Below are 25,179 nucleotides of genomic sequence, written 5' to 3' on the forward strand. Positions count from 1 at the left end.
AAAGATTCATAACCGCTCAGAAAGGAAGAGAATAGATTCACTTGTTTTCAAAAGAAGTCAGCCTTTCCTCTTCCCTGTTTAAAAGAAAAGCCTATCTTTGCCTGTCCTTCAAAATCAAACGGACGAAACATACTCCCATCTCCCCCCTCTCGACGACAATGCCGCAAGGAAGAAGAAGCCGGTATAACGATACACATTTATTAATCCGAGACCACGCCTTCGCCATCTGAACGAGACGGACACGCAGCCTCACAAACAAGAACTCCATTCATTATGGCTGAAACAAGAACTTACAAGAACGAGCTGGACCTGAAGGCCTACCTCAACGAACTGACCCCTGACATCGACACGGACTACACCGTGAAAGTAAACACCAAAGAGCAAACGTTGACTGATGACGACATTGCTGCCGACGTGGCTCTGTTGAGCGGCAAGTACAACAAAAGCGAAATCCGTCACCTCTTCGACCTCCAGGCGCAGGCCGTGGCCGCAGCCGTCGCCAGCGGTTACAACATCGCCACGCAGCTGTGCTACGTGCAACCCATGGCCAGCGGTGTCATCATGGAAGAAGAACTCTCTATCCCGGTGGACCGCGAGAAAGTGAAAGTCTACGCCAGCCTGCGCCCCGGAATCGCCCTGAAACAGGCTATGGAACAGACCAAACTGACGCTCTTCATGCAACCCGCCGCCACCGGTCCGCACATTGCCGGCATGGTGAGCGCCGAGTATGCCGACGCTGACGCCACCACCCGTGCCCCGATGGGTGCCAGCGGCATGGCTGTCATCACAGGCAACGGACTGAAACTGGTGGGAAAAGACGCCTCGGTGGGTATCACGCTGACTTCCGTGGCGGACGCTTCGAAATCGTTCTTCATTCCAGCCTCACGCGTCAGTCCCAACACGCCCAAGAAGCTGCAATTCGTGCTGCCTGCCGGCATCACCGAGGGGCAGTGGACGGTGAAGGTGACTACGCAATACACCCACGGAAACTACCAGACGAAGGCGGCACGTACCTTCGAATTGCAACGCCCTATATATATAGGTGTAGTTCCTGAAGGTGGAGGTGGCGAGGGAGGAAACACCGGTGGAGGCGGTCTGGATGAAAATCCACTTGGCTAATACCGAATCCGGAGAATAGGTATTCAACAGACCGGAGAATAGGTATTCAACAGACCGGAGAATAGGTATTCAACGGACCGGAGAATAGGTATTCAACGGACCGGAGAATAATTATCTCCCGACTAACACCAATAAAGGCTGTATCCGGTTCGCGGTACAGCCTTTTTTTTCGGATGGGTTACTCTCTGTGGTGGACTATACCCGGAAAAGCCCTATCGAAGTTTTGATAAATCTATTTCCGCATATTTAACCCGCTGCCTTCTCCATGTATAAACAGCATGCAGCTTACCATCTTTTCCCTGAATAATACTTGGATAGGAATATTGACTGATAGGGCTGTCTTCCAATGTAAGCACAGGTTGCCAATTTATACCATCTTCTGAAATGGCTACGCAGAGAGGAGTTCGAGGTCCTTTCGGTGTGCCGGGCAGTGTCGAGAAATTATTGTAGATGAGCACATGGCGACCGTCCTGCAATGTTACGGCATCTGTTCCCGAATTATTATTCGGAACATCCAGAAGTGTTACTTTGCTCCAGGTATCGCCATTATCATTGCTCCAGGCGGTGGCAATCCGGGCATTGCGTGTGCGGCACAATACTTGTAATCTTCCGTCTTTGTGCACCAGTATGCTGGGCTGTATCGCATATATTGGCTTTGCACCTTCACCTTCGACGGCTTCGCCGCCTTCCTGATCATCTACGTTGACACCTCCTTTTTTGCGGTGCTGAGTAAGTACGGAAAGTTCCGCAGCCAGTGATTCCGTTGTCTTCCAGGTCTTGCCGTTGTCATCGGAAATTTCGAAATGAATGCGCCATCCCTTGCCGCCTTCTCTACTGGAAGGACAGATGATACGGCCGTTAATGTATTCCGGTTTATTCTTGATAGGACCGAGGAAGCCCTCCGGCAACGGTTCACGCCTGCTCCAGGTTTTTCCTCCATCGCGAGAGCGTACGAGCCAGCCTGTCCAGTCGCCTACGCTCAAGCCTATTTTATAGAAGAGAATCAGATCACCTCCCGGAATCTGGAAAAGTACCGGGTTCCAGCAAGCTTTCCGACGGGCAATCAGCTTTCCCCGGGCATTTGTCACAGGAGTACAAGTGGAATCAATGCCTGCCAAAGTTGCCTGCGCATCTTTTATTGAGAATATGCCGTCGGCAGCGAGTTGCGGAGAGGTCCATTCTTTGGCGCCTTTCGGCTTGCGGCACACCCAGATGCAACAATCCGGATTGCGCTCTTTGGTACCGCCGAAAAATGAAGCGACAAGATCTCCGTTTTTCAATTCTACGATGGTGGCTCCATGACATTCCGGGAAGGAGGCTTTCTCATATAGGAACTCGTCACTCAGGATAGCTGCATGCCGGGTAGGAATATCTACACTGAAGTGATGCTTGCCTGAACCTACCATTTCTTTCCGCCCGTCGGGAAGATATACCTCGCCTGTAGTGTTGGCGGGGAGTTCAATGTCCCATTCCAGATGTGTCGGGGTCTTTGTCCACCGGCTGGTTATTTTTCCATAGATACTTGTGTAGGATGCATCTACATTGCTTAGTTCCTGAATGTCAAAGGCAGGCTGGAAGATGATATGTTTGTAGCCGGGCTTCCAACGGTCGGCACGGATGCCAGCCAGATTGTTGAAGCACCAGGGAAGCAGGTCGCCTAAGAGCATGACGTGGTTTCCACTGTTCATTCCGGGATTTGCTTTGTCGCCATTCCAGAGTTCCCAGATGGTGGTGGCGCCTTGCGCGGCCATATATCCCCACGAAGGATAAGTCTTATTAGTGGCCAGAAGATAGGCGACATCGGCATGGCCACGGCGGCTTAGTTCGCGCAGCAACCATTGCGTACCGATGACTCCGGTGCTGATATGTCCCTTATTGGTAGTGATGATGGTAGCCACGGTATTCTTGGCAACTTCGTCAATGTAGTGTTTGGGGACAAGTCCGAAAGCAAGCGGCAGGATATTGGCGGTAACCGTATTGTTACCGTAGAAGATGCTGTCCGGATATAAAGTATGTCCGGGTACGGGCGAAGTACCCTCCTTCACATGAAGGAAACGTGCGTTGAAGGCATCTTTTATTTTACGTTCCAGTGCTCCCCATTCTTCGGCTTCGGCGGTGAGGCCTTGCAGGCTTGCAAAACGATGCATCAGTTGCAGGACTTTCAGATAATAGGCGGTAGCTATAAGTGCACCATCCGTTTTGCGGGCAGGGTCGTTGCTATGAATCATTTCCAAAGACTCGGGAGGCACGCACCAGTCACCGTATTTGTCTTTGGTGATGATAAATTCCCGGTTCAGGTAATACTCGCGGATATGAGATACCCATTTCTTTAAAGCCGGATAATTTTCTTCGATTGCGCGCCGGTCACCGTAGTTGGTGAAAAGCATGTCGCATACCAGGGGGAGGGTAGCCGGCCAGGTGACGTTATCCGAATAGTAATTCCAGTAGGCCGGAGCTACATCCGGGATGCAGCCGTCCTCACGCTGTGCTTCACGAATATCACGTGTCCATTTGTTGTATAGGGCATGATTGTTGAAAAACAGGCTTTCACCCCAGGAACCCATCGCGTGATCGCCCAACCAGGGTTGGCGTTCGTTGCGTTGCGGGCAGTCGACGGGCATACCTTTATAGTTACTGCGGATACCCCAGAAGGCATTGCGCAATACCTGGTTGAGTGTTTCATCCGAGCCGGTGAAGGTCCCGGTATGAGCCATTTCGTCATCTACTACTTCTGCCGTAAAATCTTCGGCCTTGGCATTGGGATAACCGCTGATTTCCACATAGCGGAAACCGTGGTATACAAAGCGGGGAGCCCAGGTGGCATCTTGTGGTTCACGTCCGCTGACAACATATATATCCGTGCAATGTGCATCGCGCAGATTCTTCGTAAAGATTTCGCCATCCGGTTGCAAGCGCTCGGCAAAGCGGAGACGGATACTGTCTCCTGCCTGGCCTTTGATACGAATACGTAGCCATCCTGCCATATTCTGGCCGATGTCCAAAATGTGTTTGCCTCCCTGTTTCCGGATAGAAACAGGTTTCAGGCTTTCCGTAACTTTCATGCCCGGTATCATTTGCGCACGCAAGGTTCCTGAGGGAATGCTGACGCGCTGTGCGGATATCCAATTCGTATCATCGTAGCCTGTCCGGTTCCAGTCTCCTAATTCCTTGCGTGCATCGTATTCTTCGCCATCGTACTCATTGTTGCTGCGGATAGGGCCTTCGGTGGTTAGTTTCCAGGAAATGTCCGAGGCGATTGTCTGTCTGCTGCCGTCCGTATATTCAACAATCAGGTTCAGGCGTAGTTTGGGATAGCCGAAAGTAGGTATCTTGTAGGGTTTGTAATTCTGGCGCATGGTGTAGAAGCGTCCGTTGCCGAGGATGACACCGATGGCATTTTCTTTTCGGAGTTGCGGGGTGACGTCATACGTGTTGTACAGAATAGTTTTCCGGTAATCGGTAGGGGCGGGTGCCAGGACTTGCTCACCGATGCGCTGACCGTTGATAAAGAGTTCGTAAAGTCCCATTCCGGCAATGTGTACCGTGGCTCGTTTCACTTCTTTGGTCAGTGCAAACTCTTTGCGGAGGTAGCGGGCGGCAAGGCGGCTCCATTGTGTCTCGCTGTCACCGGGGGCGGGGCGGTCCAGGCCGATCCACTGCCCTTGCCAGTCGGCTTCGTTCAGTAGTCCCATGCTCCAGGAGGCGGGTTCGCTCCAGTCGGTTTCATTGGTATGGGTATAGACTTTCACTTTCCAGTAGTAAGGGGTGTTACGCTTCAACGTTTCACCTTGATAAGTGATCCATTGGGAAGCGTCTGTTTTCACCTTGCCCGAATCCCAACAGTCTCCTTTGTCTTGTGCCAGGAGTTCGGGGGAGGAGGCTACAAGAATATGATAGGCGGTTTGCATCACATTTTGTTCGTCCGATTCGATACGCCAGCCCAGACGGGGGTGGCGGATGTCGATTCCCAGTGGATTCTTCAATTGCTCTGTTCGCAGGTCGGTGACGCGCAAGGCTGCGTGTGCCGTACAGGCAAGGAGGAGTAGGGAAAGTAGGGATATTGATATCTTCTTATTCATATTGATTGCGTTATGATATTGAGTAATAGTTCAAGTTTACTTTTATAAATGATAATTTAGCGGGCGGGAATGGGTACGCGGACGACGCGGATGAGGCGGACGAACGCGGAGTATCTTTATTCTCCTCCTCCAGTTGGAGGAGGAGTACCCGTAGGGGGAGGTGGTAGGTAAGCAATAAAATACCTATTAATAAGAATATAAAGGATTTCTTCTCTCACCTACCACCCCGCCCTTTGGGCACCCCTCCTCCAACTGGAGGAGGGGAATTAGGATACTTCTACAATAAATATCGAGAAAAAAGTCCGCGTTCGTCCGCCTTATCCGCGTCGTCCGCGTACCCATTCCCGCCCGCTAAATTATCATTTATGTAGTGACGTTGCACTTACTTTTTCTCCCATCGTTGTTGTGCATCGGGCAGTTCGTCCCATTCCTTATTTACATAGTCTTTACTGCTGTCCACTACAATCAGGATATGATCGTTTCCGCTGCTGTAGCCACTATCGTGCTGGAAATTGTGTATTCCATTGTCAAACTCACCGATATATTCCAGTTTGCCGTCTTTGGTGGTATACCACCAGGCATTCTTCTTGGCACCGCTGATTTTGCTGAAATCTACTTTCATCGGGCGTCCGGTGTAGTTATACACCATCAGATAATCTTTGCCGCGTGTGGCGATGGCACGGTCGTAGCGTTCTCCGTTTGTACCGGTAATGATAGACTGGTCGGGTACACGTTCGAAGAATGGGAAAGTCAGCATCAGGTTTTTGAGATACTTCATTTGGTTGAATCCCGGATTGTTCAGGGCATCGTACCAGGGTTCCTTTGCACTGTATGCACCGCCAACACCGGGTTTGAGGAACTGCATGATGGAATTATTACCGTAGGTATGTCCGAAGGAACCGGCAAATACTGACCAGTAGGCATAACGGCGCACATCGTAATCTTTCCAGCGCAGTTCATTCTCATCGTGCAGACCGTGAGGAATTTCCTCGTAGATAGGTTCACCGTCGATGACGGGTTTCATGGGATTTGTGGCCATACTGCGTTCTACGAAGCGCCAGTTATCTTCTTCGGTATTCTCTTCAATCGGATAATCACCGTCACCGAAACGTTGTCCGTAGCGGCGATGCCCGCTTTGGAACATGTTGAAGTCCAGCCAGGGAGCGGCATTGAACCACGTTGAGGAAGTGGTGCGGCCGCGTGGGTGGAAGGTCATCAGGTGGTTCTTGTCTATTGCTTTGATGGAGGTGGCGAGAGCTTCCCATTCGGCGGTTTTTACGTCACCACGGATGTCGCCGCCAATGAACCAGATGATATTCGGCTCGTCTTTATAGCGCTCGGCGAGGAATTTGCCGTACGCTTTGGCTTGGTCTACGGTCATTTCGCCACGGCTGACGGGGCTTCCCCAGATGCAGACCATGCCGATGTAGATGCCTTTACGGGCGGCGGTGCGGATGATGTAGTCCATATGGTCCCAATAGCCATAGACGCCCGGGCGGTTGATGTTCTTGAAGTTGTAGCCGTCGGTCATGGAATATTGTCCGTAGGTGTTTATGGAGGGGACATTGTTCAGAGTCTGAACTTGAATGACGTTATATCCCCGTTGTTTGCACTGTTCCAGATAATACTCGGCTTCATCGCGGTTCAGGCGCTGGGGCAGTAGCCATCCGGTTTCGCCCAGCCAGAAGAAGGGAGTGCCGTTTTCATGTTTCAGATAGCGGCCTTCTTCGGAGACCATTAGTTTGCCATTGTTCCAGGGGATATACGTTTTCTGTGTTTTCTTCTGTGCTGAGGCTGAAACGGCGGTCAGCAATAACAGAAAAAGGGTGATTAGTTTGAATGTTTTCATTACGATTTGAGTTATAATTGTTGTTGTTATTATTGGAATGAGGTTGATAAATGATGATTTAGGGGCGAGGGAATGGGTACGCGGACTACGCGGATAAGGCGGACGAACGCGGACTTTAATCTTTTAGACGCGGATGACACGGATGACGCGGATTTTTAAAGCTGCGCTATACATACCGGCATATCACACCGGAGGAAAAAAGAATCCGCGTCATCCGTGTCATCCGTGTCTGAAAGATTACTTGCACGCCGAAGGAGAACCTTGCTCCAGCGCTACGCTGGTAAATCATCATTTTGCTCTTTCTTTCATTCGTTCATATTCTATTGCCGCCAATATGAACGCCCCTACGGATTTGGGATCATTCTCTATCACGGGTTCGCCAATATAATACTCGAACGAGCCGTCACGATACTTTCCGGAGTTTCCGCCCAGACCGGCTACGGCGCAGCAATTGGTCAGGGTGTAAGTGCCGTCCTCTTCAAGGCGGGTGAACTCACGGACCATGCCGTCGAATGCTTTCTGCACGGGGGCGATGTATTCGTTTCCGATATATCCCCGGTTGATGGCTTTGGCAAGTGTGTACACGAACAGGGCGGTGGCTGATGATTCCAGATAATTACCCTTGCGTGCTCCCTGGTCGGTCACTTGATACCAGGTTCCGGATTGCGGGTCCTGATACTTCACCATTGCCTGTGCCAGACCTTGCAGAATTTGTAGTACGCTGTCGCGTCCTGCGGTTTCCTGTGGTAAGTAATCCAATACATCCACGATGGCGGCTCCATACCATCCGATGCTGCGGCTCCAAAAGTTGGGTGAACAACCTGTCTCGGGATTTGCCCATTTCTGTTCGCGGCTCTCGTCCCAGCCGTGGTAGTAGAGTCCGGTTGCAGGGTCGTGGGTCTTGCGGGCTATAAGTAGAATTTGTTTCACAGCTTCGTCCTGCAGGGGCGGCTCCCCGAAAGTGGCGCCATATTGCGCCAGATAAGGAGAGGCCATAAAGATGCCGTCCAGCCACATCTGATGCGGATACCTCAGCTTGTGCCAAAAACCGCCTTCGCTTGTGCGAGGTTGCTCCTGCATTTGTTTGCGCAAGGTGTCCATGGCTATTTTATAGCGTTCATCTCCCGTCCGGGCATAGAAGTCGAAGAGAATCTTTCCGGCATTGACGTTGTCGATGTTGAAGGAAAGGTACTTCATGGTCAGGATGCGTCCGTCGGCGTCAATCAGGCTGTCGGCATAGATTTTGGCGTAGTCGTAGTAGGTGCTGTCGCCCGTATGCTTCCATTCTTCGAGCATGGACTTTACTACCAGGCCGTGGGTATATCCCCAGCGGGGTGTCCGAGCCTTTTCAATCATCCAGGGTTCGGGGAAACGCTTCATTTCGGAGTGTGCCATGCGCTCGCTCCATTTCTCGGTCTTTGGCTTTTGGGTGGCTGTGCAGGCCATGAAACAGGCAATTCCGCACACCGTCAGTAGTTTCAGTGAGATACGATTCATATGAGTTCAGTATTTAGTTTCCAATCAATGTATATTCTTGTCCTGCCTGGGTGGGCAGATCGTATAAATAGGTCTTTGCTATTTCCACTTTGTTCAACTTGGCTTCGGGGTTGATTAACGGTCGGGCAATGACGGGAACTGCATAAAGCGGGTTGGGATTCTCACCTTTGGCACGTTTCAGACCTTTGCCTGTCAACGGACTCGCTGAGCGAAGGCGGCAATTGCCTCCTTTATGAGATTTTACCACCAGACGCTCCACTTTCCCGTTTTTCCAGCTGAGATCCAGTTCGAAGCCGCCGCGGGCGATGATGCCGCGGACTGTGCCCTCCTTCCAAACTGCCGGTAATGCGGGCAGAAGGTAGATGAAGCCGTCGTGACTCTGCATCAGCATCTCGATGATGCCTGCGGTACAGCCGAAGTTTCCGTCGATCTGGAAGGGCGGGTGTGCATCGAAGAGGTTGGGGTAGGTGCCCCCTTTCTTCTTCTCGTTCCGGACGAGGGTCAGCTGGTCTGTAATCAGTTTGTAGGCATGGTCGCCGTCGAGGAGGCGTGCCCACAGGCAGACTTTCCATCCCATGCTCCAACCGGTGGAGGGGTCGCCGCGGTGGATGAGTGAGGTGCGGGCGGCATCAAAGAGTCCGGGGGTGCGGTAAGGGGATATCTGGTTGCTGGGGAAGAGGCCGTAGAGATGGGACACATGACGGTGTACGTCGTTCGGGTCGTCCCAGTCGTGCATCCATTCCTGCAACTGACCCCAACGGCCCACTTGCATGGGAGGCATTTCGGAGAGGCGGCGGGAGAGCCGGGCGGCAAACTCACGGTCTGTAGCCGAGACTTTCGTTCCCGGCATCCCTGTTCCCGGCATCCCTGTTCCCGACATCCCCGTCCCCGTCGTCTCCGTTCCCAATATCTCCGTGGCGGAGATGATGGCCGTCCAAAGGTCGAATATCAATTGGTTGTCGAGGGTGCATCCGGCAGCTGTGGTAGACTTGCCGTTACTGCCCGAATGCACGTTCTCGGGTGAGTTGCTGGGACAGACCACCAGCCAGTTGTGCGCAGGTTCCTTCACCATGATTTCGTCGAAGAAGCGTCCGGACTCTCTCAGGATGGGATAGACGGAGCGCAGGAATCCGGTGTCTCCGGTGTAGAGGTAACGTTCCCAAAGATGCCGGCAGAGCCATGCGCCGCCACTGGGCCATAAGCCTGACGGGGCTTTGTCCACTGCGCCCGTGATGCGCCATATATCGGTGTTGTGATGCAGCACCCAGCCATTGGCTCCATACATGATGCGGGCGGTTTCGCGGCCTGTTTCGCTGACTTCGCGTATCAGGCGGAACAGGGGTTCGTTCAGTTCGCTCAGATTGGTGACTTCCGAGGGCCAATAGTTCATTTCGAGGTTGATGTTGCAGGTATATTTGCTGTCCCAGGAGGGGAAGAGCTTGTCGTTCCAGATTCCCTGAAGATTGGCGGGTTGCCCGCCGGGCTGGGATGAACAGATCAGGAGGTAACGTCCGAACTGGAAGTAGGTGGCCACCAGATGCGCGTCATTGGTCTGTTTGAAGTTCTCCACGCGCTTGTCGGTAGTCACGTGTTCGTAGCGGTTGTCTCCTAAATCGAGGGAGGTGCGTGTCAGGTATCGGCGGTAGAAGTCCGTATGGCTCTTCCGGGCTTCGGCGAATGAATGTGCCGTTGCTGTTGCCAGATAATCTTTGGCACGTTCGGCCGGATTGCCTGTGATGTCCTGATAGTTATTGAAGTTGGTGGCGATGGAGACGTAGACGGTGGCTTCGTCGGCTCCTTCCACGGAAAGCACACCGTCGGCACACGACATCCGGCCGCCGGTGTTCCGGGCGGTCAGTCTTCCCTGAAACTCCACCTTGCCTTTCAGACCTTCGTGCAGGGAAGATACGCCGGAAAGTGTTACGCAGGGGAGGAGGGGGGAGGTGTTTCCGATGTTGGCAGCTTCGGGAGTGATACCCGCAGCTTCAGAAGTGATGACGACATCCTGATGGGGGGAGGTGAGTTGGGCGTTGAAAGTAATCCGTCCCGGACGGTTGGCGGTGAGGCGTACCATGACTACCTGGTCGGTGAATGAAGTGATGGTTTCGCGCCGGTACTGCACTCCGTCCACTTCATAGCGGACGAGTGTACGGGCGGAATCGAGGCTCAACTCCCGGTAATAGTTTGTGTAGCGGGTGTGTCCGGGAAACGCGATTCGCAGGTCGCCGAAGCTTTGATAGGGCATTCCCGAATTGGTCTTTGCCATTACCTTCTCGGTGGCGAGGGTCTGTGCTTCGAGATATTTGCCGGAAAATACCAGGTGGCGTACCCGGGGAATGTATTCCAGTGCATTGGGGTTGGCGTTGTTGTTGGGACGTCCCGCCCAGATGGTTTCTTCGTTCAGTTGTATCTGTTCCGTGGCGGGGGTGCCGTATACCATGGCTCCCAATCGTCCGTTACCTAAAGGGAGGGCTTCCGTCCAGACTTGTGCGGGGCGGTCGTACCAGAGTTTGTATTCCTGTGCGGAGGTATGTGGGGCTTGTGCCCGGAGGCACCCCGCAGATAACAGGACTAACAGACAGTTGATGAATCTCTTTCTGTTCATTGTCTTTCGGTGTTGCTTTATAGTTTATGGTAAGATGACGGATGAAGGAGAATTTTGTACCCAGTGGGGGAGTTGCTGACAACGGAAAAGAAAAAGAGGCAAATGATAAGCGATATTTTAGACACGGGAAAGTAATGAGTTTTCACCACAGAGTAACACAGAGTCTCACGGAGTTCTATTCTTTTGATTTCAAATTGATTAAACTCTGTGATACCCTGTGTTACTCTGTGGTGAATTAATTCATAACCGCGTAGGAATGAAATAAATTATTGCTTCCCGGCATGTCGGGAACAGAAATAATGCTTACCTTTGTGCGTAACCGGAAGACTAAGACAGAAACTCTAAAACAAAAGTTATGGTACAGAAAGACAGATATATACGATTCGACTGGGCGGTGAAGCGCTTGCTGCGCAACAAAGCCAACTTCGGTGTGCTCGAAGGTTTCCTCACCGTGTTGCTGGGCGAGCCTATCCGCATTGTCGAGATACTGGAAAGCGAGGGCAACCAGCAACGTGAAAACGACAAATTCAACCGCGTGGACATCAAGGCGCGCAACAGCAAGGATGAAATCATCATCGTCGAGGTGCAGAACACGCGCGAGATATACTACTTGGAGCGCATCCTCTTCGGCGTTGCCAAGGCCATCACGGAGCATATCGAACTGGGAGAGCTTTACTCCCAAGTGAAGAAAGTGTACTCCATCAGCATTCTCTATTTCGACATTGGCAAGGGCAACGATTACCTGTACCACGGTCAGAACTCCTTTGTGGGCGTGCATACGGGCGATTTTCTGGAGGTCACTACCAAGGAGAAGGACGCCATCGTGCGCAAGCTGCCTGCCGAAATCTTCCCCGAATACTTCCTGATTCGTGTGAATGAGTTCAACAAGGTGGCCGTCACCCCGCTTGAGGAGTGGATAGAGTATCTGAAAACCGGAATCATTCGCCCCGATACGAAAGCTCCCGGGCTGGAAGAGGCACGCCGCAAACTGATTTATTACAATATGGACAGGGCGGAACAACTGGCGTATGACGAGCATATCAATGCCGTGATGATTCAGAATGATGTGCTGAGTACGGCGGCGGATGAAGGCAGAGAGGAAGGAAGACAAGAAGGATGGCAGAAAGGTATGCAGGAGGGCAGACAGGAAGGGCTGGCAGAAGGCAGGCAGGAAGGTTTGGCAGAAGGTATGCAGAAAGGTATGCAGGAAGGCAGACAAGAAGAGAAAATAGAGAATGCCCGAACGATGAAATCCCTGAACATCCCCTCCGCAGTCATCCACCAAGTGACGGGTTTACCCATCGAAGACATAGAAAGACTTTGAATTAAGACATAGAAAGACTCTAAATTTGCAATCCGGTTTATAGCCGGTTACGTAACACCGAAAATCCCCTCCACGCTGCCTGCCCCGGTCTGCGTGGAGGGGATTTCATTCTTTACTACGATGGCACGGCGGGTGTCAAGAGGCAGGCACTCAAAATTCCTTGCGCTTCCGTTCAAAAATACTTGCGCTTCCGTTTAAAAATGCTTGCGCTTCCATTTTTAACTCCTTGCGCTTCCATTTTTTGCTCCTTGCGCAAGGAGTTTTCCGTCGGCTTTGCGGGTTCATAAAACGCCCTGCCTTTTGCGTCTCCTTTCGGGAACTCTGCCGATGGAGAGGAGGGGCAGGGCGGTTCATTGAAGAGAGATTCTGTTCTTTACATACCTCCGGGCGTCACGCTGCCGCTTCCGAGGGCGGGAAGGGTGTAGGACTGGCCGTAGTAGTCGGTGACACTGCCGGTGCCGGTGCCGGTGCCGGTGGGGAGCTGGGGCGTGAAGGTCCATTTTGCGCTGCCGTTAAGGGTGAGGGTGACGGGGACGGGGGTGCCGTTGGCGTCCGCCACCGGGAGGAGGAAGACATCCCTGTCCTTGTCGGCGGCGGAGAGTTGGAGAGGGGTGGTAGAGTAGTTCGGACGAGACAAGGATACGCCTCCAAGCTGATAACTCGCGTAGTATCCGTAATTTCCCATCTCCAGGCCGTATCCGGCAGGGATGCGCAGGCGGGAGCAACAGTAGGTGAAGCTGAGCGTGAGGGGCCGGCTAAAATCGTGGGAAGAATCGAACGCCTGCATCACCGGAACGGAGGCGCCGCTATCGGGAGACGGGATAGTGATTATCCCGTTCTTGTCCGGCTTGCCATTGCCTGTGTAGTAGGCGTAGATTTGTACATTTGTGTATTTACCACTTCCGTCGGGCTTGTCGTAGATAAGGGTGCGGTTGAAGTGATAGCTGCCGAAGGCCTTTAGTCCGAACTCGTCGGCTTCGTCCTCGGTGAGGTAGCGCCATGTGGTGCCGGTGTATTTTAAGGCGGAGTAGTAGCCTCTTTGCTCCATTCCATCAGCGAATCTGGCAAACAGCCACACCACATCCCCCTTTTCCCACTTCGTCTCCTTTTCCGTCTGCAGTGCTCGGGTGTTTGTACTGTTTTTCCCGTCGGGCATGGTGATGGCTGCCTGGGTGAATGCGGGCTTCGGGGCGATGGTGATGCAGAGTGAGTTTCGGGCGTCTGCCGGTTGGGTTCCGTTGGCGGGGCCTTGGGGCATATCGTCGTCGGTGGCGGTGCAGCTCCACGCCGCGAGGGCGGAGAGCACGAGTAAGAAGATATTGCGTATCATAGGGTTATATTGTTTTTGTAAGTTTATAAATCAGGTGGATTGAGGGGGATTGTTAAAGGCCGCCGTATTCCATATCGAGTGCGGGCCAGGTGGGGTCGGTGGCGAGCCAGAGCCAATTCAAATCTATACTCCGACTACTTACACTGATGCCGTAGGCAGGCGTGGCGGAGGCATCGTAGAGGATGGTGGATATATAGAACTGGGTGTTCAACACTATTACATTCCTTATCTCCCTCTCTCCCGGCGACTCGTTATAGGCAATAGACCCTGATGCCGCCTCAAGCCCCGACGTCCCGGCGCCTCCGGCTCCCGCACCGAAACAACGATTTGTGTTGCTATTGTTATTATATCCCCCTATAATAGCGCCTGCATAACCTTTTGCCTTGCTGCCTGTGGCGGCTGTGGCTGTACCCCGGGCATAACTGTATTGGAGGGATCCCCTATCATCGTTATACCCCACCAGCCCACCGGCATAAGCGTTCACGGCATCGGTGCCCGTATAGGTGACACTTACGTTGCCCGTCGCCATGCATGCTCGGATGTAGGAAGCATTGAGGTCGTTGGCGTAACTGTTTCGTCCGGCTATCCCCCCGGCGTAGAGGGCCTGAGTATCCGTCGATGTCCCCGCCCCGGTGAGGCTCACCTCGCCCTCGGACTGGCAGGCAAAGAGGGTACTAGCCTCGCGATTATCTCCCACGATTCCCCCCGCATAGGCCCAGCCGTCGCCTTTCAGCGTCACATCCGCCTTGATGTTCACCTTCGTGCGGCAACGGTTGATGGAACAGCCGTCGCTCATGCCCACCAGCCCGCCGAGGAAGGCGCCACTGCCGCCGGGCAATGTGGCTTCTATCGTTCCCTCCGCCGAGCAAAGGGTCACCGTTCCGCCACGGACATAGCCGGCAAGAGCGCCGGTGTATGAGCCAGTCGTGCCCGTTATCCGTACATCCCGCAGATGGATGCCCGTCAGCAAGGCGCCGCTGCCAGTGATAGAGCCGAAGAGCCCGTTGTTGCCCGTCCCGTGATTGGATTTGATGCGCAGCCCCGAGATGGTATACCCGTTGCCGCAATAGATGCCTTCGTAGGTGGGAGCGTAGACGCCTACCTTGCTGCCTATCGGCACCCAGTCCTCCGCCAGCTTTTGCAAGTCGGGGTCGGCGGACCGGGCAAGGTCTTGCAGGTCGATGTCCGCCGTTTGCAGGGCGTTGAGTTTGGTCAGCTTCGACGGCGTGGTCCCGTCGCCGTTCACATCGCGGGCAAACCGTGCCAGGTCTTCCGCCGTGCGAATCAGCCGGAACTCCTTGCCGTCAATCTTCGTGGTAAGGACGCCGTCCTGCCAGGGCACGTCGCTGCCGGTCACCGTCACTGCCAGGCGGTTCGCCTCCACGGTCACGTTGTAGACGTATTCGTGTCCGCCCTTCAGCATGCTGCCGCTCGCCGCCATATGCCCCAGTTCGGTGCCATCGGAGAGCCGGACTTTGATGAACGCTTTCCCGCTTACGTCCTGCGGGGGCATCAGGGCTTCGTAAGCCACGACGTAGCCCGTGGGGGTGTCGGCACAACGGTGGGGCGTGATGGTTTGCGGTCCCAAACGACCATCGCCAGGGACAGGGACATGGGCTGTCAATGTCCCGTTCTGCGGGTCGATGTCCGCTATTGTAAAAAGGTTCTTGTCGCCCAACAGCACGGAGGCGCCTGCCACGTCCTCATCCGTGAGGGAGCCGCCGGAACGCAACCGGAGGACGACGCGCGCCATGCCGTGGCGGAAACTAAGCGCGGGCTTGCTGCGGTAGAGTGTCTGTGCGGTATAGACATAATCGCTATGCCTATACTCACGGTCATCATTCTGTGCTGCACTTACATAGACTTCGTATAAGAGGGCCCCGTCCCCTGCAGAAGAGATACAGGCCGTGGGACCGTAAGCAAGGAGGCTTTTTTCGGCTTCTCCGTCTTGCCACACGGGAGGTGTGGGGTCGACGTTCGTGCCGGGATAGTTGGGGGCGTGCACAAAGCCTTGGGCTGTGCTGTAAACGAAGGCTTTCCGCTTGCCGTCCATGTGGACGAGAATCTGGTCGCCTTCCTCGAAGGTTCCGTCGGGGATGGCACGGCTGGCGGGGGCGGTGGCATTGGCGTTGTTGCGGGCTTCGCCGTTGTCGTGCCCTTCGCGTGCAGCGATGGTGGCGCCGAAGGTGACGGAGGTGCCGTCACCGCCGATGGCTGTTTCCGGGTCGTTGTCCGCGCTGCATCCCGTGAGGGTTGCCAGCGTTGCCGTCATCATTGCCGTTAGCGTTGCCGCCGTGGCAAGCCACCGGCGGATGCTGTGCCGCCGGATGGCTTTCGGGAGGGTATGGTTGTGTATCTTCATGTTCTCTTATGCTTTTATTTCTTGTTCTTGATGAATGGCAGGCGCGGCTACTCGCGACGGAGCACGGGCAGGTTGCCGTCGGTGACTTCCCAAGTAGTGCCGAAATCCCAAGGGGTGAGGGTTTTGGTGCTGCCGGTGGGAATTGTGTAGCTATCCGCCCATCTACCCGATTCCTTCCACCACGAGGCGGCAGGCTTGGCACCGCAATCCGCACCGTCCGGTTTATCGAGTCCTTTATCTGTGAAAGTGCCCGATGTTGCCGAGGCATAGTTGTTGACTATGGTACCGAAAGTGCTTCCTGTAATACGGTGGATGTAGGTATTCGTCTGCCCATCCTTGCCTGATATATTGCTGTTGAGTGCGGCGCAGTTGGCTATTTCGCTGATGTTATCTCCTGCAATGCCTCCCAAAGAGACGTACTGGACAATAGCCGCACTTTCTATCTTTCCGGTGGCATAACAATTAAAGATAGAACCATGATTAAGTCCCGCGATGCTTCCGGCAGAAAGTTCACCCATCTTTCCCGTTGCAGTCACCGTGACGTTGGAGATGCAATCGGTAACGGTGCCGTAGATATACCCACAGATTCCTCCCGCGTAGTAATTTGCGTTTTCATCCGTGCCGTTCACCGTTATCTGCCCGTCCACCCGCAGGCGGCGCACTTCTCCTTCAATACAAGCAAAGAGAGAAATAAAGTAACCGCCGGCCATGTTGAAATCTGCCCGTATGGGCTTCACCCCATTGAGAGTAACGGTATGCCCTCCGCCATCGAATGTTCCGGAGAAACCCTCACCTTGACCGCCTCCATAGTCGTAATAGATAGCCTCCCAGTCATCGAGCACCAGGTCGTTGCAGAGGCGGTAATGCTTCTTCCGACTTTTGTCACTCGCCCCGATGTCCTTCATCCCCTGCGCATCCGTGATAAGAATCGGATTGTCTTTGGCAGAGCCGTCGCCCGACCACTGGGCATAGAGGGTGAGGTCTCCGGCAGGCATCGTCAGCGTGCTGCCCGCGGCATAAAACTCGCCTCCGCCTCTGGGCAGGGTGTTCCATCCCACAAAGGTTTTGCCGCTTGGGGGTGTCAGAGCGTTGCCGTAGGGCAGGGATGTCGTGGCGCCTTCAAAGACTTTGTCGCCCGCTATCGTGCCGCTGCCGCCGTTGGGGGCGAAGGTCAGGGTGCGGGCTTCCTGCAGGGTGATGTCCTTGCTGCCGCCGCTCGTCCAGTCATCAATATCGGCTTGGCCAACTGTGATGCCGGTGCGCTCCACGGTCACATTAAAGGTATAGGAGGTGGAGGGGGCAAGGGCTTCGCCTGCCGTGCCGGCCGGGAAAGTGAGCGCGGCGCCGAAGGTGTTATCGCCCAGCTTCAGTTGCAGGCGCATGGAACTTACCGCCTGCGGCCAGAGGATGGCGATGCCTGTGATCTGTCTCCCGATGGTGGAGGTGGGCAGGTTTTCGAGGTTGGACACCGTGCCTGTGGCTTTGGCTTCACCGGTGGAGGTGTCGAAGGTTCCCTCCGTTGCCAGTTGGGTGAGGGTGTAGGTCAGCCCGTTCGGGAGCGCTGTTCCGGCACCCGCCTTGAAGTTCAGGATGAGGCGGCTCATGCGGTGTGAAAACCGGAAATCGACCTTCGGGTTGCTACTTTGGGCTGTCCGCTGCGCCCAGAGGTAGTCGATGGCGGGCAGGTTCTCCGGGCTCTGGTGGGCGGCGGTGAGGGTTCGGGTGATGACGCCGTTGTTGCCGGGCTTGGTGCCGTTCGCGCCCTCGTAGGGGTAGTAAGCGGTGAAGGTCGTGGGGGACTTGTCCTGAAAGTAGATGGTGTTGTCTTCGTCCGCCGCACCGGGTACGGGGCTGAACACGCTGCCGTTGGTCTTGTAGCGGATATTGACATAGTTTGTCTTCCCATTCACGGAAGAGGTGGAAATGCCGATACAGTCATCGACATCCCATACCGTGTTTGCGGCGCGGGAGGACACCACGTTGTCTGTCTTGCCGACAGAAGCGGTGATGATAGCTGCGTTCGAGGTGTTGCCTCCGGGTTCGTTTTCCTCCCCGCTGCATCCTGCGGTCAGGAGGAGGGAGATTGCCGCAACGGAGACGGCGGCAATGTGGCGGATGGATGTGAATGGTTTCATGTGTTATCTGTCTTTTAGAGTTTATAATTCCGATGCTATGAATGTGCTTAGTGTGCCCGGTTTCACCCCGGTTTTGTCGTAAGCCGGGATGAAGGTAGGTAAAGTATCTGAAAGTGAACTCTCAAAATAGGTATTTAAACTCCCAAAATAGGAATCGACTGTGCCGCAGTGAGTTACAATGCACTGTTTCCCCCCCTTTGAGATACTGCGGAAATAGCCTGGCGGCATGCCGGTGCGCCCGGAGCTTCCTCTATTGAGTACAAAACACGGGCTGTTTCGTCTCCTCTTTTAGAATATAGTATGTACCAACCGAACCCCTATTCATGAGACAGATTAAACTGATACTTCTCTTAGCTTCCGCCTCCGTCACGGCAGCACTCGCACAGAGCAACGGACTGACGGATATGAGCCGGAGCCGCTACGCCCGGATGGTGAACACCGGCATCGACGCCGTGCACTGGACGGATGGCTTCTGGGCAGAACGTTTCGACGTGTTCAGCCGCACCTCCCTGCAAAGCATGTGGAACACCTGGAACACACCCGACGTCTCCCACGGATTCCGTAACTTCGAGATTGCCGCAGGCATCAGCCAGGGCGAACACTGGGGGCCGCCCTTCCACGACGGCGACATGTATAAATGGATGGAAGGCGTAGCCTCAGTCTATGCCGTCAACAAAGACCCCGAACTGGACAAGCTGATGGACCGTTTCATAGCCTGCGTCGTAAAAGCCCAGCGGGCGGACGGATATATCCATACCCCGGTCATCATCGGCGAACTGAACAAAGGCATCGACACCCATGCCCTGCCGGAAGAACCGCACGGGCAAACAGTCGTCGGAACCAAGGTGGGTGCCGAAGACGAGAAAGGAGCCTTTGCCAACCGGCTGAACTTTGAAACCTACAACCTGGGACATCTGATGATGGCCGCCATCGTCCACCGCCGTGCCACCGGGAAGACCACCCTTTTTGAGGCAGCCGTTCGTGCCACCGATTTCCTTTGTCATTTCTATGAGACCGCTTCCGCCGAATTGGCCCGTAACGCCATCTGCCCTTCCCATTATATGGGCGTAGTCGAGATGTACCGCGCCACGGGGAATCCGCGTTACCTGGAACTGTCGAAGAATCTGATAGACATCCGGGGGATGGTGGAAAATGGTACGGATGATAATCAGGACCGCATTCCTTTCCGCGAACAGTACCGGGCGATGGGGCATGCGGTGCGTGCCAATTACCTGTATGCCGGGGTGGCGGATGTGTATGCCGAAACCGGCGAAGAGCAATTGATGAAGAATCTGACCCGTATCTGGAACGACATCGTCACCCGGAAGATGTACGTGACCGGGGCTTGCGGTGCCCTTTATGACGGAACTTCGCCCGACGGCACCTGTTATGAGCCGGATAGTATTCAGAAGGTACACCAAAGCTATGGCCGCCCTTACCAATTACCCAATAGCACAGCCCATAATGAAACCTGCGCCAACATCGGCAATATGCTTTTCAACTGGCGCATGCTGGAGGTGACGGGAGATGCCAGGTATGCGGAGATAGTGGAGACATGTCTTTATAACAGCGTTCTGAGTGGTATCAGTCTGGACGGAAAGAAGTATTTCTATACGAATCCGCTCCGCATCAGTGCCGACCTGCCTTATACACTTCGCTGGCCGAAGGAACGGACGGAGTATATCAGTTGCTTCTGTTGCCCGCCCAATATGCTGCGCACACTCTGCCAGGCGCAGAACTATGCTTATACACTGGGTGCCGAAGGCATTTATTGCAACTTGTATGGCGCGAATATATTGACTACAAACTGGAGAGATAAAGGGGAAATTGCTTTGACACAGAAGACCGCTTATCCCTGGGAGGGCAATGTACGTGTAGAGTTCGACCGGGTGCCCCGCAAGGCCGGAGCGTTCTCCCTTTTCCTCCGCGTACCGGAGTGGTGCGGGAAAGCCACGCTCACCGTAAATGGAGAGCCGGTTCCGGTTGCCGCAAAAGCAAATACGTATGCGGAGGTAAAACGTACCTGGAAGAAGGGGGATGTGGTAGAGTGGGTGATGGATATGCCTGTCCGCTTGCTTGAGGCTCATCCGCTGGCGGAGGAAATACGCAATCAGGTAGTGGTGAAGCGCGGGCCGCTGGTATATTGCTTGGAGAGCGCGGATATGGCAGGTGGCGAAAGCATTGACAATGTACTGATCCCTGCCGATATTAAGTTTGTTCCAAAGAAAGTGACGGTTGCGGGCAGTCCGGTTGTCGCCCTTGAAGGCAAAGCCCGTCTGATTTCATCCGATTCCTGGGAAGGGGTACTTTACCGGCCTGTCGGTTCCGCCGGGAAGACGGTGGATATCCGTTTGATTCCTTACTATGCCTGGGGGAATAGGGGGAAAGGGGAAATGACCGTTTGGATGCCGCTGGGGAGATAAATACAGATCCGCGTCGTCCGCATATCTATAATCAAATCATTATGTCGAATAGAAGAATCATACTAATAACTGCCTTGTCGCTCCTCACCCTTGTAGGGCATGCAGGCGATATTTGGGTTTCCCCACGTGGAAATGATCAGAATGATGGTACCCGCCAATCTCCGAAGGCAACACTGACCTCCGCCCTGCGTCAGGCACGCGAGTGGCGCCGGACAGGAGATAATCGTGTGCAGGGAGGCATCACAGTATATATGGAGGGTGGTGTCTATTCCCTCTATGAACCGGTATTCGTTCGTCCTGAAGATAGCGGGACGCGGGAATCGCCCACCGTTATCCGTTCCGTTCCGGGCGAGGATGCCGTATTAAGTGGCGGTACGCCCATCAGGAACTGGAAGAGACAAGGAAAACTATGGGTGGCGGATGTACCGATGTTCAATGGCCGTCCGCTGGATTTCCGCCAATTGTGGGTGGATGGGCGGAAGGCCACGCGTGCCCGTGATGTGGAGGACTTTGAGAGGATGCATCGCATTTGCAGTGTCGATGAGAAGACTGAGACGCTTTATGTGCCTGCCGCCGCCGTTCGTCAGATTACGGATGGGAGAGGCGCGTTAAAGTCAAGATACGCCGAAATGGTGCTTCACCAGATGTGGTGTGTGGCCAATCTCCGGATTCGTTCGGTGCAGGTTCTGGGAGACAGTGCGGCAGTCCGTTTCCATCAGCCCGAGAGTCGTATCCAGTTTGAACACCCCTGGCCGCGCCCCATGGTGACGACCGACGGGCACAATTCAGCTTTCTATCTGACCAATGCACGCGAACTGCTGGATGTTCCGGGAGAGTGGTATCATGATATAGATACCCGTAAACTTTATTATTATCCGCGTGAGGGAGAAGATATGCAATCGGCGGAAGCGGTTGTGCCTGCCATTGAGACATTGGTGCAAGTTGAAGGTACTTTGGATCGCCCGGTTACTAATCTTCGTTTCGAGCGGATCACTTTCTCCCATACCACCTGGATGCGTCCTTCCGTAAAAGGGCACGTCCCCCTTCAGGCCGGTATGTATCTGACGGACGGGTATCGCATCACCCCGAAGATGAAACGGGATTACAGGAATCATCCGTTGGATAACCAGGGCTGGCTGGGACGTCCTGCGGCGGCAGTTCGGGTGGTTGCTGCCGGGGCGATAGATTTTGAACGCTGTCATTTCGAACATCTGGGCTCCACAGGGTTGGATTATGAAGAAGCGGTGCATGGGGGAATCGTCCGTGGTTGCCTCTTCCGTGATATTGCGGGGAATGGCTTATTGGTCGGGAGTTTCTCCCCGGCTGCCCACGAGACACATCTTCCGTACGATCCTGCCGACCGCCGCGAAGTGTGTACACATCAACGAATCGAGAACTGTTATTTTACGGAGACGGGTAACGACGATTGGGGCTGCCTCGCCATTGCCGCGGGATATGTAAGCGACATCCATATCGTGCACAATGAAATATGCGAAGTGCCTTATAGCGGCATCAGCCTTGGCTGGGGATGGACTCAGACTGTGAATTGCATGAAGAACAATCAGGTTCATGCCAATCTGATCCATCACTATGCGAAGCATATGTATGATGTGGCAGGTATTTATACGTTAGGTTCCCAGCCCAAGACATACGTGACGGAGAATTGTGTGCATAGCATTTATAAGCCGGGTTATGTGCACGACCCCAACCACTGGTTCTATCTCTATACCGATGAGGGTTCGTCTTTCATCACCGTCCGCGATAACTGGACGGAAGGGGAGAAGTATCTGCAAAACGCCAACGGCCCCGGAAATGTGTGGGAGAATAACGGGCCGGGAGTGGATGCGGCAATCCGTGAGCGGGCAGGGCTGGAAGAGGAATATAGAGGCTTGAAGAATGAATGATAATTTAGCGGCAAAGCCGCTAAATTAAGTTACGAGCTACGAGCTACCAGTAACGAGTTGCTGCGCTGTACTCGTGGGCGAATAATAATTCGCCCGGCTATCACGCCGAAAGGTACTTGTCACTTGTAGCTTGTAGCTCGTTACTTATCGCGCTTTGCGCGATAAATTATCATTTACCAAACTTCTACAATCATAACTCAAATATATAGTAGCAATGAAGAACAAATGGATAATAACCTTGGCTGCCATGTCATTGGCCGCCTGCACCTCAGCCCAGACCTGGATATGGTATCCGGGCGATTATGAAATATGGTTAGGCAATCAGATGAATAACCGCCGCACGGAGCGCGGTGCCTTTTTCCCTCCTTTCTGGAAGACCGACAGCCACTATGTAGTCGTGGAATTCAGCAAGCAACTGAACCTTTCCGAACCGGAAGAGATCTTCATTGCCGCCGAAGGAAAGTATAATGTTAAGCTGGATGGGAAACTCCAATTCGGTATGCCGGAAACCTTATTGCTTCCGGCCGGGAGACATAACCTGAATATTAAAGTCTGGAATCAGTCGACTCCTCCTGCCATCTACGTAAAAGGTAAGACCGTAAACTCCGATGCTACCTGGCGCGTGACTTATGAAGACAAGGAATGGATTGACGAAAGCGGCAAAGCCAGTGACACCTCCGCCACCATCTATATGGATGCCGGATGCTGGAACTTTGACGGAGCCACCGAGCGTCCTTCCCAATTCCGGCTGATGCGGACCCCCCATCAACCCACCTCCCGCACCGCGCAACCCGAAGGAGGCATCCTCTATGATTTCGGAAAAGAAACATTCGGTTACCTCACTCTGAAGAATCTCTCCGGCAAAGGCATCATCGACATCTATTACGGTGAAAGTCCGGAAGAAGCGAAAGACAAGGCATACTGCGAAACGTTGGATAAACTGCAACTGGAAGCGGGGCAAGTCACCGACCTTGCCATCCGCCGGACATCCCCCTTATCCTCTTCCGAAAACGGGCGTACATCCTCGTCCTCTTCCTCTTCCTCTTCCTCTTCCGAAAACGAGTATACCCTGGAGAATAGCAAAGCTTTCCGCTACGTCTACATCACCCACGAACCGGGCGTGCAGATAGGCGAAGTAGCCATGCAATACGAATACCTTCCCGAAGAATATCGTGGAAATTTCCGTTGCAACGACGAAGAGTTGAACCGCATTTGGGAAGTGGGTGCCTACACCATGCACCTCACCACCCGCGAGTTCTTCATCGATGGCATCAAGCGCGACCGTTGGGTGTGGAGCGGAGACGCCATCCAAAGCTACCTGATGAACTACTATCTCTTCTTTGACAGTGAGTCGGTGAAACGCACCATCTGGTTGCTTCGCGGCAAAGATCCTGTGACCAGTCACAGCAATACGATTATGGATTATACATTCTACTGGTTCCTCAGCGTCTACGATTATTACCTGTATAGTGGTGACCGGCAGTTCGTCAATCAACTCTATCCACGTATGCAGACTATGATGGATTATGTATTGGGACGCACCAACCGGAACGGCATGGTCGAAGGTATGTCCGGTGATTGGGTATTTGTGGACTGGGCGGACGGTTATCTGGATAAAAAGGGAGAACTCTCCTTTGAGCAAGTCCTGTTCTGCCGGAGTCTTGAGACCATGGCGCTCTGTGCAGGGTTGGTGGGAGACCGGACCAACCAACAGAAATATGAAAAACTGGCTACCGCCTTGAAAGCCAAACTGGAAACGACATTCTGGAATGCCTCGAAACAGGCCCTTGTACATAACAGCATCAATGGTGCTCAGAGCGATGCCGTCACCCGTTATGCCAATATGTTTTCCGTTTTCTTCAACTATCTGAGTCCGGAGAAACAGCAGGCCATCAAACATTCCGTTCTTTTGAATGACAGCATCCTGAAGATCACGACTCCCTATATGCGCTTTTATGAGTTAGAAGCCCTTTGTGCGCTTGGTGAACAAGAAACAGTGATGCAGGAAATGAAAGCGTATTGGGGAGGAATGTTGAAAGAAGGTGCCACTTCCTTTTGGGAAAAATATAATCCGGAGGAAAGCGGTACGCAGCATCTTTCCATGTATGGTCGTCCTTATGGGAAGAGTCTGTGTCATGCCTGGGGAGCAAGTCCTATTTATCTGATCGGCAAATATTACCTGGGAGTGAAACCTGTGAAAGAAGGCTATAAGGAATTCTCTATAACTCCGGTACTGGGAGGTCTGAAATGGATGGAAGGCAGTGTACCTACACCGAACGGAAATATACATATCTATATGGACCGAAGAACGGTTAAGGTACGCGCGACCGAAGGCAAAGGTTATCTGACGATAAAAAGCCGCCGGCAGCCAAAGGCCAATATCGGAACTGTGGAAAAGATTGATGAGAATACCTGGCGCCTCCGGATAGATACTCCGGAAGAGAGAATTGTTACCGGATTGAAGGACTGAGAAGCAGTATGTGAGTACAAACGGGTACTTGCTGCGTCTTTTTACTATAAACTCTCCTCTTTCCCTTCTTCCGTAGAAAAAG

At 53.5% G+C, this 25,179-nt stretch carries 13 protein-coding genes; 5 read left to right on the plus strand and 8 right to left on the minus strand.

Translation table 11 applies throughout. The features are described from left to right. The first annotated feature begins 273 nt into the window (after nucleotides 1-273). The gene (locus K6V21_RS16130) at nucleotides 274-1,119 is read left to right on the plus strand and encodes a DUF4469 domain-containing protein (RefSeq protein WP_224319255.1); all 846 of its coding nucleotides are present in this window, start codon (nucleotides 274-276) and stop codon (nucleotides 1,117-1,119) included. A 212-nt stretch (nucleotides 1,120-1,331) separates the two neighbouring features. On the opposite strand, the gene K6V21_RS16135 is transcribed toward K6V21_RS16130, so the two are convergent. From K6V21_RS16135 to K6V21_RS16150, 4 genes are all read right to left on the minus strand, one after another. After that, the gene (locus K6V21_RS16135; RefSeq protein WP_224319256.1) at nucleotides 1,332-5,198 is read right to left on the minus strand and encodes a family 78 glycoside hydrolase catalytic domain; all 3,867 of its coding nucleotides are present in this window, start codon (nucleotides 5,196-5,198) and stop codon (nucleotides 1,332-1,334) included. Between the two features lie 382 nt (nucleotides 5,199-5,580). Further along, on the minus strand, nucleotides 5,581-7,047 hold the full coding sequence (locus K6V21_RS16140) for a glycoside hydrolase family 140 protein (RefSeq protein ID WP_224319257.1): 1,467 nt from the start codon (nucleotides 7,045-7,047) through the stop codon (nucleotides 5,581-5,583). Between the two features lie 288 nt (nucleotides 7,048-7,335). Beyond that, on the minus strand, nucleotides 7,336-8,544 hold the full coding sequence (locus K6V21_RS16145) for a glycoside hydrolase family 105 protein (RefSeq protein WP_224319258.1): 1,209 nt from the start codon (nucleotides 8,542-8,544) through the stop codon (nucleotides 7,336-7,338). A gap of 13 nt (nucleotides 8,545-8,557) precedes the next feature. Further along, on the minus strand, nucleotides 8,558-11,149 hold the full coding sequence (locus K6V21_RS16150; RefSeq protein WP_224319259.1) for a glycosyl hydrolase family 95 catalytic domain-containing protein: 2,592 nt from the start codon (nucleotides 11,147-11,149) through the stop codon (nucleotides 8,558-8,560). Between the two features lie 355 nt (nucleotides 11,150-11,504). Between K6V21_RS16150 and K6V21_RS16155 the strand changes: the two genes are divergently transcribed. Further along, entirely contained in the window at nucleotides 11,505-12,473 is a 969-nt protein-coding gene (locus K6V21_RS16155; RefSeq protein ID WP_224319260.1) for an Rpn family recombination-promoting nuclease/putative transposase, read from the plus strand. A 47-nt stretch (nucleotides 12,474-12,520) separates the two neighbouring features. Here K6V21_RS16155 and K6V21_RS26685 read toward each other — a convergent pair whose 3' ends face one another. From K6V21_RS26685 to K6V21_RS16170, 4 genes are all read right to left on the minus strand, one after another. Next, nucleotides 12,521-12,649 carry a hypothetical protein gene (locus tag K6V21_RS26685; RefSeq protein ID WP_258770926.1) on the minus strand — a complete coding sequence of 43 codons (129 nt, stop codon included), beginning with the start codon at nucleotides 12,647-12,649 and terminating at the stop codon, nucleotides 12,521-12,523. Nucleotides 12,650-12,846: 197 nt separating this feature from the next. Next, a complete protein-coding gene (locus K6V21_RS16160; RefSeq protein WP_224319261.1) occupies nucleotides 12,847-13,803 on the minus strand; it encodes a hypothetical protein in 957 nt (318 codons plus the stop codon). A 52-nt stretch (nucleotides 13,804-13,855) separates the two neighbouring features. Continuing rightward, nucleotides 13,856-16,165 (minus strand): fimbrillin family protein, encoded by a 2,310-nt coding sequence (locus tag K6V21_RS16165; protein WP_224319262.1) that lies wholly within the window; start codon nucleotides 16,163-16,165, stop codon nucleotides 13,856-13,858. 47 nt (nucleotides 16,166-16,212) lie between these two features. Then, nucleotides 16,213-18,300 carry a fimbrillin family protein gene (locus K6V21_RS16170; protein WP_224319263.1) on the minus strand — a complete coding sequence of 696 codons (2,088 nt, stop codon included), beginning with the start codon at nucleotides 18,298-18,300 and terminating at the stop codon, nucleotides 16,213-16,215. A gap of 323 nt (nucleotides 18,301-18,623) precedes the next feature. Here K6V21_RS16170 and K6V21_RS16175 point away from each other — a divergent pair, with 323 nt between their 5' ends. The 3 genes from K6V21_RS16175 to K6V21_RS16185 all read left to right on the plus strand — a co-directional run bounded on the left by K6V21_RS16175 (nucleotide 18,624) and on the right by K6V21_RS16185 (nucleotide 25,097). Next, entirely contained in the window at nucleotides 18,624-20,723 is a 2,100-nt protein-coding gene (locus K6V21_RS16175) for a glycoside hydrolase family 127 protein (protein ID WP_224319264.1), read from the plus strand. A gap of 41 nt (nucleotides 20,724-20,764) precedes the next feature. Then, nucleotides 20,765-22,627 carry a right-handed parallel beta-helix repeat-containing protein gene (locus K6V21_RS16180; protein WP_224319265.1) on the plus strand — a complete coding sequence of 621 codons (1,863 nt, stop codon included), beginning with the start codon at nucleotides 20,765-20,767 and terminating at the stop codon, nucleotides 22,625-22,627. Nucleotides 22,628-22,841: 214 nt separating this feature from the next. Then, on the plus strand, nucleotides 22,842-25,097 hold the full coding sequence (locus K6V21_RS16185) for an alpha-L-rhamnosidase C-terminal domain-containing protein (protein ID WP_224319266.1): 2,256 nt from the start codon (nucleotides 22,842-22,844) through the stop codon (nucleotides 25,095-25,097). Nucleotides 25,098-25,179: the final 82 nt, after the last annotated feature.

It is taken from the genome of Bacteroides cellulosilyticus (assembly GCF_020091405.1).
Taxonomy (GTDB): domain Bacteria; phylum Bacteroidota; class Bacteroidia; order Bacteroidales; family Bacteroidaceae; genus Bacteroides.